Here is a 13,359-nt window from a genome sequence, read left to right on the forward strand (position 1 = left end):
CGTTTCGCGGAATGGTTTCGCGCTCTCGAGGCCGGCGTCGGAAACAGTGTCCGTCGAGGCCGTTCGCCGCCGGGACACCCGTTGCTACCAGGTGGTTTGCCCGGCATGTACGCAAAATGTACTTCGCGTCGCTTTCCTGGTTCGCGTCATCCACGTCAAACAGGAGGTACGCACCATGTCCAGGTTGCGACGGCTCGCTGTGTTCGCCGCTGCCGCGGTGTTGCCCGCGCTCGGTCTCACGTTCGCCGCCCAGGCGCCCGCGTCCGCCGCGCCGAACTTCCAGGTGCCGTTCAAGTGCGGGGTCACCGTGACGGCCGCGACGTTCAGCGGGCACAACCCCGCCAACTCCGTCGACTTCCAGAAGTCCGGCATCACGGGCATGCCCGTGGTCGCGTCGGTGGCCGGCACCGTCACGCGCGTCGAGAACGAGGGCAGCACCAGCTACGGCCGCTGGATCGAGCTCGACCACGGCGGCGGCTGGCGGACCCGCTACGCGCACCTGTCCGCGCAGGAGGTGTCCGTAGGCCAGAAGGTGAGCGGGGGCGCCGAAATCGGCAAGGCGGGCGCGACGGGCGGCGTGACGGGACCGCACCTGCACTTCGAGGAGAACCTCAACGGCGTGACGCAGAAGGCCGTGCTGAACGGCGTCGCGGCCGTCTACTACGGCAAGAAGGACTTCACGAGCAAGAACAACTGCGGTGGCAACCCTTATTCGGCCACCGAGGTGTGCGGCTCCGGGTTCTCGGTGATCGACCAGCAGGGGCTGGGCTCGTCCGGCACCGCGTACCTGCTGTACAACGCCTCGACGAAGGCCAACTGCGTGACGACGCTGAAGTCCGTTTCGCTGGGGACCGCGAGCCCGACGTCGGCGTTCCTGGAAGTGGAGGGCCAGGCGCGCACGACCGACTCGGGCAATTTCACCTACTACGCGGGGCCGGTGAAGAAGACCGCGGGCGCCACCTGCGTGAAGTGGGGCGGTTCGGTGGGCTCGGACGCCTACACGAGTCCGTTCGAACACTGCGGCTGAGCGCCTAGCACACGGCACCGACACGAACCCGGTCCAGCCTGCGTGGCTGGGCCGGGTTTTCCACAACTACCACGGCTGTCCACAGATTTCCCCGAGCGCCTTCCCTCGCCCGTTTCCCGCCGCACAGTGGAGTGCGTGACCACCTCGACCCCACCCGGCACGGCCCGGGTCCTGCTCGCCGACCCGGCGCAGCTCATCGCGGCGCTCCCGTACCTGCTCGGCTTCACGCCCGCCGATTCCGTGGTGCTGCTCGGACATCGCCCGCCCGGCACGCGGATCGGCCTGATCCTGCGCGCGGACCTGCCGCCGCGTGATCTCCTCGCGGAGCAGGCGGATGCGCTCGCGCCGCGGTTCCGCGTGGACGACCACACGGGCGTCACGGTGGTGATCGTCGGCGGGCGGGCCGGCCCCGGCGGCGAGCTGCCGCACGCCGAGTTCGCCGCGGAGCTCGGCCGGGCGCTCAAGGAGTACGAACTGCCCGTGATGCATCCACTGTGGACACCGGAGATCGCGGCCGGGGCGCCGTGGGCGTGCTACCGCGAACCCACCTGCGGCGGCCTGCTGCCGGATCCGCGCGCCACCGTGGTGGCCGCGACGACCACCAACGCCGGCTTCGTCTCCTTCCCCCGCCGCGAGGACGTCTTGGCCTTGATGGAGCCCCGTTCTCCCGCGGCTTTGGTGCGGCGCCGCGCCCTGCTCTCCCGCGCGGCCCCACCGGGGGATCCCGACGACGTGCTCGCGGCGGCCGCCGAGGTACGCGCGGCGTTCTTCCGCCACCGCCGGGCCGAAGGTCCGCCGTCGGACGACCAGGCGGTGCGCCTCGCCCGAGCCCTGCGCGTCCCGAAGGTCCGCGACGCCTGCCTGGCGACCGCGGTTCCGCCGGAGTCGCCCGTCGCCGTGGCCGCGATGAGCCTGTGGCTGGAGCTCGTGCGCGAACTGCCCGCGCCCCATCGCGCGGACGCCGCCGCCCTCGTCGCCTACGCCGCGCTCATGCGCAGCGAGGGCGCGCTCGCGGGCATGGCCCTGACCAACGCCCTGGACGCCTGCCCCGGGCACGTCCTGGCGCAGCTCCTCCACGCGGTCTGGAACCTCGGCACCGACCCGGCGAGACTCGCCGGGCTGGCTTCGCTGCCGGATGCCGTGGACCTGGGTCTGTCGTTGCCGGAGCTGAGCGTGGACGATCCACCTGACCTCGGGCCGTGACGGCTCCCGCGGATCCGGTGCCGCGCGCTGGCCCGGATGTCGTCGCGGCCCAGGCGATCGGTGGGCCGGCGGGTGTCGCTCTCGGCCGGCGGATCCGCGGTGCGACGGCCCACAACTCGGCGTGGAATGCCGGAACGTGGTGATGCAGCAGGGAAAACGCGTCCGGCGGGTCCGGGCTCACCAGGAGCCCGGACCCGCCGGACGGGAGATCGGTCAGGAGCGGCGCGACTGGGTGAACGCCCAGGCGTCGGAGACGATGCCGTCGAGGTCGGTGCGCTCGGGTTTCCAGCCGAGTTCGCGGCCGGCCTTTTCGCTGGAGGCCACGAGAACCGACGGGTCGCCCGCGCGGCGCGGGGCGACCTCGGCGGGGATCGGGTGGCCGGTCACGCGGCGGCAGGACTCGACGACCTCCAGCACGGAGAAGCCGGTGCCGCTGCCGAGGTTGTAGATGCGGTGCTCGCCGGGCGTCGCGTGGCGCAGGGCGAGCTGGTGGGCGTCGGCGAGGTCGACGACGTGGATGTAGTCGCGCACGGCCGTGTGGTCGGGCGTCGGGTAGTCGTCGCCGTAGATGGAGATGTGGGCGCGGTCGCCGGTGGCGACCTGGAGCACGAGGGGGATGAGGTGGGTTTCGGTGGTGTGGCGCTCGCCGAAGGTGTGGTAGGCGCCGGCGACGTTGAAGTAGCGCAGGCTCACCGCGGCGAGCCCGTGGGCGCGGGCGAAGCTCGTGATGGCGTGGTCGATCGCGAGCTTGGACGCGCCGTAGGTGTTGGTCGGCTGCGTCGGCGCGGTCTCCGGGATCGGCGACGACTCGGGCTCGCCGTACGTGGCCGCGGTGGAGGAGAACACCAGGCGCGGCGTGCCGTGGGCCTTCATGGCCTCCAGCAGGCGCAGGGAGGTGACGACGTTGCCTTCCCAGTACTTCGCCGGGTCCGTCATCGACTCGCCGACGAGCGACTTCGCGGCGAAGTGCAGCACGCCGTCGAAGCCCTCGCCGAGCACGTCGGCCGCCACGGCGGCGGCGTCGCCCTCGATGAAGCGCGCGTCGGGGTGCACGGCGTCGGCGTGCCCGGTGGACAGGTCGTCCACGACCGTGACCTGGTGACCGGCCTCGATGAGCCGCGCGGCGCACACGCTGCCCACGTAGCCGGCGCCACCCGTGACGATCAGTTTCAGGGGGCTCTGCGGGTCCGTCACGGTGTGGCCTTTCTGCTGTGGGCGGTGACTGTGCGCCACAGTCTCCCCTCACCGCGCCGCGCCCGGCCGCCCGGGGGTTGCCGCGGCCGACCCGCCCCGCCCGCTCCGACCGGCGGCCGATGGCCCGCCTCGGCTCTGCAGCCGCGCGGCCACCGGACCCACGCGACCCGGTGCGCGGCGCACGGCGGGCCTCGGCCGAGGCCCGCGCGGAACAGGGTTGCCAGACCCGGGTGGCGCTCTGCCGGAGCCGCGGCGCTTCCTCGGGCCGCGACAGACGTCTCCCTCGGCCGGCCCGCCGTACAGGACACGCGGCGGGAGCACCAGCGCCCCATCGCGCGAGCCAGCCCGGCTGCCGCGCCTGACGCCCTTGCCAGAGAGCCGGACTGTGAGCGCTCCGCGCTTCGGGGCCCGGGGTTCAACGCCGGATGTGACGCTGCCTCCGAGACCGGAGTCCGGAGGGCAGGGCAGCGGCCAACGCAGCCGAAGCCGGTGCAGCGTCAGATGGTGAGCGCCCCGCGCTGCGCGGCCCGGGGTTCAACGCCGGATGCGACGCTGCCCCCGAGACCGGAGTCCGGAGGGCAGGGCAGCGGCCAACGCAGCCGAAGCCGGTGCAGCGTCAGACGGTGAGCGCCCCGCCCCGGAGCCCCGGCCCAACCCCGGACACGACACTGCCCCCGAGACCGGAGTCCCGAGGGCAGCGCTGCGGCCAACGCAGCCGAAGCCGGTGCAGCGTCAGACGGTGTCGCGGCCCGCGCCGCGGGAAGGGAGGGCGGTGAAGGTGCGGGGGCGGCGGAGGCCGGCGGCCTCGAAGGCCTCCTCGACGGCGGTGCGGACGTGCTCCAGGTCGGCCTCGCGGACCAGGGCGATGGCCGAGCCGCCGAAGCCGCCGCCGGTCATGCGGGCGCCGAGGGCGCCGGCGGAGCGGGCGGAGTCCACGGCGAGGTCGAGTTCGGAGGTGGAGATGCGGTAGTCGTCGCGCATGCTGGCGTGGGAGGCGTCCAGGTGCGGGCCGATGTCGGTGAGGCGGCCCTGGCGGAGCAGGGCCACGACGTCGAGCACGCGCTGGTTCTCGGTGACCACGTGGCGCACGAGCGGCGCGAGGTCGTCGGGCAGCTGGGCCAGGGCGGCGTCGAGCCCGGAAAGGGTGACGTCGCGCAGGGCCTTCACGCCCAGCAGCTCGGCGGCGCGCTCGGTGCCGCGGCGGCGTTCGCCGTAGCCGCCTTCGGCGTGGGAGTGCTTGGTGCGCGTGTCCATGATCAGCACGCGGACGCCGGCCTCGGCGAGCGGGAAGGGCACCTGCTCCATCTCGCCCGAGCGGACGTCGAGGAACAGCACGCAGGAGTCCTGGCAGCACAACGACGCCGTCTGGTCCAGCAGGCCCGTGGGGGCGCCGACGAAGTCGTTCTCGGAGCGCTGCACCCAGCGGGCGATCTCCGGGCGGGTCGGGGTGCCGGGCAGTTCGGCGTCGAGCTCCACGCCGGCGAGGCCGAGCAGCGCGAGCGTGACGGCGCACTCGAGGGCGTGGGACGAGGACAGGCCGGCGCCGGAGGGGACGTCGCCGGCGATGACGAGGTCGGCGCCCGCGGCGTGGCCGTGGTCGCGCAGCACCCAGGCGACGCCGGCGGGGTAGGCGGCCCAGCCCTCGACCGAACCCGGTTCGAGGGAAGCGATGTCGAGGAGGTCCGAGTACTGGAACTGGCCGTCGTCGCCGAGGGTGGCGACGTTGAGCTTGCCGTCGTCGCGCGGCGTCGCCGCCACGGCGAGACGGTGGGGGAGGGCGAAGGGCAGCACGAAGCCGTCGTTGTAGTCGGTGTGCTCGCCGATCAGGTTCACCCGGCCGGGAGCGGACCAGACCCCGGCCGGGGCACGGCCGTGGATCCGGTGGAACGCGGCGGCGGCGTCTTCGGCGGGGCTCACCTGGCCTGCGCCAGCACGGCGTGCAGCGCCGAGGTGGAGACCTGCGCCGAGGAGTCGCTTCCGGTGACCTCGATGGTCACGGTGCCGCCGTTGGCCTTGCCGACCGTGACGCGGCCGCCGGGCACGATGCCGACGGACTTGAGCTCGGTGAGCAGCGACTCGTCGAGCTGCACGTGCTCGGCGATGCGCCGCACCACGACGTCGCCGCCGCCGGTGCGGGCGAACTCGTCGAGGCGCACGAGGTCGGACTCGGCGGGCGGGGCCGGGTCGCCGTCGCCCAGCTTGTCGAGGCCCGGGATCGGGTTGCCGTAGGGCGAGGTGGTCGGGTGGTCGAGCAGCTTGACCAGCTTGCGCTCGACGGCCTCGCTCATCACGTGTTCCCAGCGGCACGCCTCGGTGTGCACGTGCTCCCACTCGAGCCCGATGACGTCGACGAGGAGGCGCTCGGCGAGACGGTGCTTGCGCATGACGGCGATGGCCAGCTCACGACCGTGGTCGGTCAGCTGCAGGTGCCGGTCGTCGGCGACGACCACCAGCCCGTCGCGTTCCATTCTGGCCACGGTCTGGCTCACGGTCGGCCCGCTCTGCTGCAGGCGTTCCGCGATCCGGGCCCGCAGCGGGACGACACCCTCTTCTTCAAGCTCGTAGATGGTACGCAAGTACATCTCGGTGGTGTCGATGAGATCGTTCACGCTGTCCCCTTCGTCCGCGTAGCTCATCGTAGTCGTTGGCCCCGACAGCGACGGCACGCGCCGACATAACAAGCCGGGCGGGCTGAAAAGTCCGGCCCGGGTGCGCGCGAGGCGCCCGGACCTGCAGGATGGGGCACATGGGACCGTTGATCACCCCCGCCGAGCTCGCCGCCGTGCCCGAGGCGCGGCGCCCCGTGGTGCTGGACGTCCGCTGGCGCCTGGCCGGGCCGCCCGCCGCCGAGTCCTACCGCGAGGGGCACGTGCCCGGCGCGGTGTTCGTCGACCTCGACACGGCGCTGGCCGCGCCGCCCGGCGACGGCGGCCGCCACCCCCTGCCCGACCCCGCGGACCTGCAGCGTGAACTGCGCGAAGCCGGCGTGAGCGCCGGGCGCCCGGTGGTCGTGTACGACGACGCCGACGGCTCCGTCGCCGCCCGCGCCTGGTGGCTGCTGCGCTGGGCCGGCCACACCGACGTGGCCGTGCTCGACGGCGGTTACGCAGCGTGGCTCACCGAAGGCCGTGAGACGACCACCGACGCGCCTGCCCCCGAACCCGGCGACTTCGAGGTGCGCCCGGGCGGCATGCCGGTGCTCACCGCCGACGAAGCCGCCGCCCGCGCCCGGGAAGGCGTGCTGTTCGACGCCCGCGCCCACGCGCGCTACACGGGCGAGACCGAGCCGGTCGACCCGCGCGCCGGCCACATCCCCGGGGCGGTCAGCGCGCCGTCGTCCGAGCACGTCGGGGACGACGGCCGCTGGCGCGCGCCCGCCGACCTCGCCGCGCGCTTCGCCGGCCTGGGCCTGACCGCGGGCACCCCCGTCGGCGCGTATTGCGGCTCCGGCGTCACGGCGTCGTCGGTCGTGCTCGCGCTCGAGGTCGCGGGCCACCCCGAGCCGGCGGCGCTGTACACCGGCTCCTGGTCGCACTGGTCGCGCGACCCCGAACGCCCCGCCGCCACCGGTCCCGAGCGCGGCTGATCCACGACCCGCTCGAACCACCGCACGGCACCGAAGCCGAACCCGGCTCGGGCGCGCCGAGGCCAGTACAGTGCGGTACATGTCCTCGCCTGCTGTCGTCTGGGATGCCGCGCTGCTGGGATACGACCTGGGCGGAGAGCACCCGTTCAACCCCGTCCGCCTGGAGCTCACGATCCGGCTGGCCACGGAGCTGGGCGTGCTGAACGACGTCGAGCTGCTCTTGCCCACCACCGCGGGTGACGAGGAGCTGCTGCGGATCCACGCGCCCGAGTACCTGGCGGCCGTGCGGGAGGCGCCGCTGGTCGGCTGGGACGTCGGTCACGGGCTGGGCACGGCGGACAACCCGGTGTTCAGCGGGATGCACGACGCGTCGGCGCTCGTGGTCGGCTCGACGCTGCTCGCGGCGCGCAAGATCGCCGAGGGCGAGGTGAAGCGCGCGGTCAACGTCGCGGGCGGGCTGCATCACGCGATGCGCGACTACGCGTCGGGCTTCTGCGTCTACAACGACTGCGCCATCGCCATCTCCTGGCTGCTCGACCACGGTTTCGACCGCATCGCCTACCTCGACACCGACGTGCACCACGGCGACGGCGTCCAGACCGCCTTCTACGACGACCCGCGCGTGCTCACCGTTTCGCTGCACCAGCACCCGTTCACGCTCTGGCCCGGCACCGGCTACGCCGCCGAGATCGGTACCGGCAAGGCCGCCGGCACCTCGGTGAACATCCCACTGCCGCCGCAGACGAAGGACCCCGGCTGGCTGCGGGCGTTCAACGCGGTCGTGCCCTCGCTGCTGGCGGAGTTCGAGCCGCAGATCCTCGTGACGCAGTGCGGGGTCGACTCGCACGAGGAAGACCCGCTGGCCGACCTTTCGCTGTCGGTCGACGGGCACCGCACCATCTACTCGACGATGCGCGACCTCGCCGAGACCTACAGCGGCGGCCGCTGGCTCGCCGTCGGCGGAGGCGGTTACCAGCTGATCCGCGTGGTCCCGCGTTCGTGGACGCACCTGATCGCCACGGTGCTCGACCGCGACGTCGCACCCGACACGGCGCTGCCGCCCGGCTGGGTCTCCTCGATCACCAAGGCCGCGCCCACCGCCGAGATCCCGCACGCGATGACCGACGACAAGGACACCGCGTTCAAGCCGTGGGGCGACGCGGCCGACGACGCGGTCGACATCGCGATCCGAGACACCCGCCGCGCGGTGTTCCCGCTGCACGGTCTCGACCCGGACGATCCCAGGGACTGACCATGTCCGAAGAGCCGGCGCACGGAAACGGCCTGCGCGACCCGTACGACTACCCCCGCGACTGGGAGGCCGACGTCGTCCTGTCCGACGGCGGCACCGTGCACCTGCGGCCCGTGGTGCCCACGGACGCCGACGGCCTCGTCGCCTTCCACAGCAGGCTTTCCGAGCGCACGCGCTACCTGCGTTACTTCGGCGCCTACCCGCGGATCCCGCCGCGCGACCTGCAGCGGTTCTCCACTGTGGACCACCACGACCGGGTCGCGTTCGTCGCGCTGCTCGGCGACGACATCGTGGCCGTCGGGCGCTACGAGCGGCTCGACGGCGGCCCCTCGGCCGAGGTCGCGTTCGTGGTCGACGACAAGCACCAGGGCCGCGGGCTGGGCTCGATCCTGCTGGAGCACCTGGCCGCCGCCGCGTCGGAGAGCGGGCTGCGCCGGTTCGTCGCCGAGGTCCTCGCCGAGAACGCGCCGATGGTCCGCGTGTTCCGCGATGCGGGCTACCAGGTCAGCCGCGCCATCGAGGAAGGCGTGCTGCACCTGGAGTTCAGCATCGACCCGACGGAGGAGTCGCTGGCCGTCGCGCGCTCACGCGAGCAGGCGGCCGAGGCGCGCAGCGTGCACAACCTGCTGCACCCGCGGTCGGTCGCGGTGATCGGCGCGTCTGCCGACCACTCGAAGGTCGGCCACGTCGCCTTCCGCAACCTGCTCGCCGCCGACTTCACCGGCACCGTCTTCCCGGTCAACCCCGAGCACCGCTCGGTGCGCGGGGTGCGCGCCTACGCGTCGGTGCTCGACATCCCGGACCCGGTCGACCTCGCGCTCGTGGCCGTGCCGGCCGAGCTCGTCGAGTCCGTGCTCGACGCCTGCCTCGCCAAGGGCGTGAAGACGCTGGTGATCGTTTCCGGCGGCTTCGCCGAGTCCGGCCCGCTCGGCCTGCACGCCGAGCTGCGGCTCGTCGGCGAGGCCCGCGCCCACGGCATGCGCGTGGTCGGGCCGAACGCGCTCGGCGTGCTCAACACCGCCCCCGGCGTGCGGCTCAACGCCACCCTCGCGCCGCAGCTGCCGCGGCGCGGGCACACCGGCTTCTTCTGCCAGTCCGGAGCGCTCGGCACGGCGATCCTGGCCGACGCCGGTTCGCGTGGCCTCGGCCTGTCCACGTTCGTCTCCGCCGGCAACCGCGCCGACGTCTCGGGCAACGATCTGTTGCAGTACTGGGAAACCGACCCCGAGACCGACCTCGTGCTGCTCTACCTCGAGTCCTTCGGCAACCCGCGCAAGTTCGCGCGGCTGGCAAGGCGGCTCGCGCGGAACAAGCCGATCGTCGCGGTGAAGTCGGGTCGCCACGCCGTGCGCCCGCAGCTGGCCGCCACGTCGGCGGAGGTCGACGAGGCGAGCGTGCAGGCGCTGTTCGAACAGGCCGGCGTCGTGCGCGTGGAGTCGCTCGCGCAGCTCTTCGACACCGCGCTCGTGTTCGCGCACCAGCCGCTGCCGGCCGGGCCGCGGATCGCGATCGTCGGCAACTCGAGCGCGATCGGGCTGCTCGCCGCGGACACCGCGCGGGCGCAGGGGCTGCACCTCGCGGCCGACCCCGTGGACATCGGCCCGCAGGCCGGGCCGGACGAGTTCGCCGCGGCCGTGCGCGAAGCCCTCGACTCGCCCGAGACCGACGCGCTCATCGCCGTGTTCGCCCCGCCGATCACCATTCCCGGCACCGCGTACGCGCGGGCGCTGAAGGAAGCCGTGCTGGAGCACGAGCGCACGAAACCCGTCGTGTCCACCTTCCTCGCCGCCGAGGGTGTGCCCGACGAGCTGGCCGTCCTCAGTGAAGACGGCGTGCCCACGCGGGGTTCGATCCCGTCGTACCCGAGCCCGGAACGCGCGGTGACCGCGTTGTCCCGCGTGGTGCGGTATTCGGCGTGGCGGCAGCGTCCACAGGGGACACTGGTGCGCCCGGGCGGGCTGCACGTCGAGCAGGCGCAGTCGATCGTGCGTGAGCTGCTCGCCGAAGCCGACGGCCATTCCACGATGCTGTCCGACGACGACGTGGTGCGGCTGCTCGGCTGCTACGGCGTCGACGTGGTCCCGTTCCGCGTGGTGTCCGATGTGGACGCTGCCGTCGCGGCCGCCGCGGAGCTGGGCTACCCCGTCACGCTCAAGGCCGTGGACGAGCGGCTGCGCGGCCGGCCCGACCTCGCGGGCGTGCGGCTGGACCTCACGTCGGAGGACTCCGTGCGCGTGGCCTACCGCGACCTGTGCGAGGTCTCCGGCGACAACGAGCTCTACGTGCAACGCATGGCCGCCAAGGGGATCTCGTGCGTGATCGGGCTGCAGGACGACCCGTCGTTCGGCACGCTCGTGTCGTTCGGGCTCTCGGGCCTGGTCAGCACGCTGCTCGGCGATCGCGCCTACCGTGCGGTGCCGGTCACCGACGTCGACGCCGCCACGCTCATCCGCGAGCCCCGCACGTCGCCCCTGCTCACCGGTTACCGCGGCGACGAACCCGCCGACCTGGCGGCGCTGCAGGACATGGTGCTGCGCGTGGCGGCGCTCGCGGAGGACAACCCGGAGGTCCGGTCCTTGGCGCTCGATCCGATCCTCGCTTCGCCCGACGGCGCCTTCGTGGCCAACGCGCGCATGGTGCTGGGCCCGCCGCCGACCCGGCCGGACACCGGGCCGCGGCGGTTGCGCCACATCACGCCGTCGGACTGACGGCTCACCAGGTCTTGCCGGCCTGCTCCCCGTTCGTCCGGTTGATGCGGTTGAAGAAGTTGGTCAACGCGATCTCCAGTGTGAGCGCCGACAGCTGCTCCTCGGTGAAGTGCGCGGCCGCGGCGTCCCGGATCTCGGGGGTCACGCCCGCCGCGCCGTCCTGCAGGCGGGTGGCCGCCTCGGTCAGCGCGAGCGCCGCGCGTTCCGCGTCGGTGAAGAACGGCGTCTTGCGCCACGCGACGACGTTGTGCAGCCGTTCGTCGGTCTCCCCGTGCTTCTTGGCCGCTGCCACACCGGCATACACGCACGGGCTGCAGCCGTTGATCTGGCTGGCGCGCAGGTGCACCAGCCCCAGTAGGCGCGGGTCGACGCCGCCGGCGTGGATCGCCCGGGTCAGGTGCTGGATCGCGGTGATCACGTCGGGGTTCGCCGCGCGTTTCGTCGGTGCTGTCATCGCTGGTGCTCCTCCATCGGTTACCTGTGCCCCCTCGGGCCCGTCATCCCCCCTGACGGAGCGGGAGCGAGGAAGGTAACGACATGGCCGACACCAGCCCGATCGCGGAGGCGTTCGAGTCCCAGCGCGAACGGTTGCGCGCGGTCGCCTACCGCGTCCTCGGTTCACACGCCGACGCCGAGGACGTGGTCCAGGAGGCGTGGCTGCGCCTGTCCCGGCAGGATCCGGGGGCCGTCGACAACCTCGGCGGCTGGCTCACCACCGTGGTCGGCCGGCTCAGCCTCGACGTCCTGCGCGCGCGGCAGGCCCGGCCGGAGGCACCGGGTGACGACCGGCTGCCGGAGCGGGTGGTGCCGCTCGACGGTCCCGAGGACGACGTCGCGCTCGCCGACTCGGTCGGGCTCGCGCTGCTGGTGGTGCTCGATGCGCTCGGTCCCGGTGAGCGGCTGGCGTTCGTGCTGCACGACCTGTTCGGGGTGCCGTTCGAGGAGATCGGCAAGATCCTCGGCAAGTCCACGGCCGCGGCGAAGATGCTCGCCAGCCGCGCTCGCCGGAAGGTGCGGGCGTCCGAGCAGCCGGCCGCCGCCGGGCGCGAGCAGCGTGACGTGGTCCGGGCCTTCCTGGCGGCGGCTCGCGACGGCGACTTCGCCGGGCTGCTGCGGGTGCTCGACCCCGAGGTGCGGCTGACCGCCGAGACCCCGGACGGCGTGGTCGTGGTGCTGGGCGCCACCAAGGTCGCCGGTGGGGCGCGGTTGTCCGGTGGCCTGGCCGCCGCGGGCCGGGACGTGCTCGTGGCCGGGCGCCCCGGTGTCGTGTCCCTCGACGAGGACGGCACGGTGGTGGCACTGCTCGTGTTCACGGTCGTCGAGGGGCGGATCACGGAGCTCACCGTCGTGACCGATCCGGCGAAGCTCACCGGGCGAGCAGACCGCCCAGAGTGAGCAGCTGCGCGGTGGCGCCGCCGCCGGTGAACTCGAGGCGTTTGGCCGCCGCGAAGTAGCGGTGCAGGGGATGTTCGACGTCGATGCCGACGCCGCCGTGCAGGTGCACCGCGGTGTGGGCGACGCGGTGGCCGGCTTCGGCGGCCCAGTACTTCGCCGTGGCCATCTCGGTGTCCGCCGGCAGTCCTTCCGACAGGCGCCACGCGGCCTGCCACAGCGTGAGCCGCACGGCTTCGACGTCGAGGTACGCGTCGGCGAGACGCTGGCGCACGGCCTGGAACCCGCCGAGCACGTGGCCGAACTGCTCGCGCGTACGCGTGTGGGCGGCCGTCAGCTCCAGGGCGCGCTCGACGACACCCAGCTGCTGCGCGCACAACCCGACCGCGCCGCGCTGTCGCAACGCCTGACCGACGTCGCCCAGGGCCGTGCCGGGGGCGTCGTCGAGCCGGACCAGGCCCGCGTCGGCGTGGTCGATCGTCTGCTGCGCGGCGATGGAGACTCCGCGGGCGTCGCGTTCGACCAGGAAGACCCCGCCGGGAGTCTCGACCAGCAACGCGTCGGCGAACGCCGCGAACGGCACCGCGGTCTGCACCCCGCTGACCCGTCCGCCGGTCTCCCTGAAGCCGGACGCGACCGCCAGCACCGCGGCGCCGCGCGACACCGGTACGAGCCAGCGCTCCACCAGCTCCGGCCGGCCCAGCTCCGCGAGCACCGCGGCCGCCTGCACGACGGAAGCGAGATAGGGCAGCGGCGCGACGGCCCGGCCGATCTCGATCAGCACCGAGCACTGTTCCAGCAACCCGAACCCGCCGCCGCCGACGGCCGCGGGCAGCGCCGCGTCGAGCACACCCGACTGCGCCAGCTTCGTCCACAGCGGAGCGTCGAAGCCACCGGAACCGTGCGGCCCCAGTGTTTCCGGCGTCACGTGGCCGGCGAGGATCCGGCGGGTCAGCGCGGCGAGGTCCTGCTGCGCCTCGGTGGGGGAGAAGTCCAC

The 13,359-nt window shown here is 73.4% G+C and carries 11 protein-coding genes; 6 read left to right on the forward strand and 5 right to left on the reverse strand.

What is annotated here, in order from left to right; all coding sequences use genetic code 11:
- Positions 1-175 precede the first annotated feature (175 nt).
- Together AB0K15_RS07675 and AB0K15_RS07680 are read left to right on the forward strand one after the other, a co-directional pair.
- The gene (locus tag AB0K15_RS07675) at positions 176-1,027 is read left to right on the forward strand and encodes a M23 family metallopeptidase (RefSeq protein ID WP_364046796.1); all 852 of its coding nucleotides are present in this window, start codon (positions 176-178) and stop codon (positions 1,025-1,027) included.
- Between the two features lie 135 nt (positions 1,028-1,162).
- The gene (locus tag AB0K15_RS07680) at positions 1,163-2,230 is read left to right on the forward strand and encodes a DUF4192 domain-containing protein (RefSeq protein WP_364046799.1); all 1,068 of its coding nucleotides are present in this window, start codon (positions 1,163-1,165) and stop codon (positions 2,228-2,230) included.
- A gap of 213 nt (positions 2,231-2,443) precedes the next feature.
- Here AB0K15_RS07680 and galE read toward each other — a convergent pair whose 3' ends face one another.
- From galE to AB0K15_RS07695, 3 genes are all read right to left on the reverse strand, one after another.
- A complete protein-coding gene (gene galE / locus AB0K15_RS07685; RefSeq protein WP_364046802.1) occupies positions 2,444-3,424 on the reverse strand; it encodes a UDP-glucose 4-epimerase GalE in 981 nt (326 codons plus the stop codon).
- A gap of 732 nt (positions 3,425-4,156) precedes the next feature.
- On the reverse strand, positions 4,157-5,341 hold the full coding sequence (gene galK / locus AB0K15_RS07690) for a galactokinase (RefSeq protein WP_364046805.1): 1,185 nt from the start codon (positions 5,339-5,341) through the stop codon (positions 4,157-4,159).
- On the reverse strand, positions 5,338-6,060 hold the full coding sequence (locus AB0K15_RS07695; RefSeq protein ID WP_304504291.1) for a metal-dependent transcriptional regulator: 723 nt from the start codon (positions 6,058-6,060) through the stop codon (positions 5,338-5,340). The genes galK and AB0K15_RS07695 overlap by 4 nt, the downstream gene beginning before the upstream one ends.
- Positions 6,061-6,170: 110 nt before the next feature.
- On the opposite strand from AB0K15_RS07695, the gene AB0K15_RS07700 reads away from it, so the two are divergent.
- The 3 genes from AB0K15_RS07700 (at position 6,171) to AB0K15_RS07710 (ending at position 10,970) form a co-directional block, all read left to right on the forward strand.
- Positions 6,171-7,010, forward strand: coding sequence for a sulfurtransferase (locus AB0K15_RS07700; protein ID WP_364046808.1), 840 nt, complete (start codon positions 6,171-6,173; stop codon positions 7,008-7,010).
- Positions 7,011-7,089: 79 nt separating this feature from the next.
- Complete coding sequence (locus AB0K15_RS07705) at positions 7,090-8,262, forward strand: acetoin utilization protein AcuC (RefSeq protein WP_364046811.1); 1,173 nt, start codon at positions 7,090-7,092, stop codon at positions 8,260-8,262.
- 2 nt (positions 8,263-8,264) lie between these two features.
- Positions 8,265-10,970, forward strand: coding sequence for a GNAT family N-acetyltransferase (locus tag AB0K15_RS07710; RefSeq protein ID WP_364046814.1), 2,706 nt, complete (start codon positions 8,265-8,267; stop codon positions 10,968-10,970).
- A gap of 4 nt (positions 10,971-10,974) precedes the next feature.
- Here AB0K15_RS07710 and AB0K15_RS07715 read toward each other — a convergent pair whose 3' ends face one another.
- Positions 10,975-11,424 (reverse strand): carboxymuconolactone decarboxylase family protein, encoded by a 450-nt coding sequence (locus tag AB0K15_RS07715; RefSeq protein WP_364046817.1) that lies wholly within the window; start codon positions 11,422-11,424, stop codon positions 10,975-10,977.
- 83 nt (positions 11,425-11,507) lie between these two features.
- Between AB0K15_RS07715 and AB0K15_RS07720 the strand changes: the two genes are divergently transcribed.
- A complete protein-coding gene (locus AB0K15_RS07720; protein WP_364046820.1) occupies positions 11,508-12,365 on the forward strand; it encodes a sigma-70 family RNA polymerase sigma factor in 858 nt (285 codons plus the stop codon).
- On the opposite strand, the gene AB0K15_RS07725 is transcribed toward AB0K15_RS07720, so the two are convergent.
- Positions 12,337-13,359, reverse strand: a complete 1,023-nt coding sequence (locus AB0K15_RS07725; protein ID WP_364046823.1) for an acyl-CoA dehydrogenase family protein — start codon at positions 13,357-13,359, stop codon at positions 12,337-12,339. The two genes, AB0K15_RS07720 and AB0K15_RS07725, sit on opposite strands and share 29 nt — an antisense overlap.

Source organism: Amycolatopsis sp. NPDC049253, assembly GCF_040678995.1.
Taxonomy (GTDB): Bacteria; Actinomycetota; Actinomycetes; order Mycobacteriales; family Pseudonocardiaceae; genus Amycolatopsis.

Coding starts and splice junctions, on each gene's coding strand:
- AB0K15_RS07705 (WP_364046811.1), top strand. CDS start 7,090: ATGTCCTCGCCTGCTGTCGTCTGGGATGCCGCGCTGCTGGGATACGAC.
- AB0K15_RS07710 (WP_364046814.1), top strand. CDS start 8,265: ATGTCCGAAGAGCCGGCGCACGGAAACGGCCTGCGCGACCCGTACGAC.
- AB0K15_RS07720 (WP_364046820.1), top strand. CDS start 11,508: ATGGCCGACACCAGCCCGATCGCGGAGGCGTTCGAGTCCCAGCGCGAA.
- AB0K15_RS07675 (WP_364046796.1), top strand. CDS start 176: ATGTCCAGGTTGCGACGGCTCGCTGTGTTCGCCGCTGCCGCGGTGTTG.
- AB0K15_RS07715 (WP_364046817.1), bottom strand. CDS start 11,424: ATGACAGCACCGACGAAACGCGCGGCGAACCCCGACGTGATCACCGCG.
- AB0K15_RS07700 (WP_364046808.1), top strand. CDS start 6,171: ATGGGACCGTTGATCACCCCCGCCGAGCTCGCCGCCGTGCCCGAGGCG.
- AB0K15_RS07695 (WP_304504291.1), bottom strand. CDS start 6,060: ATGAGCTACGCGGACGAAGGGGACAGCGTGAACGATCTCATCGACACC.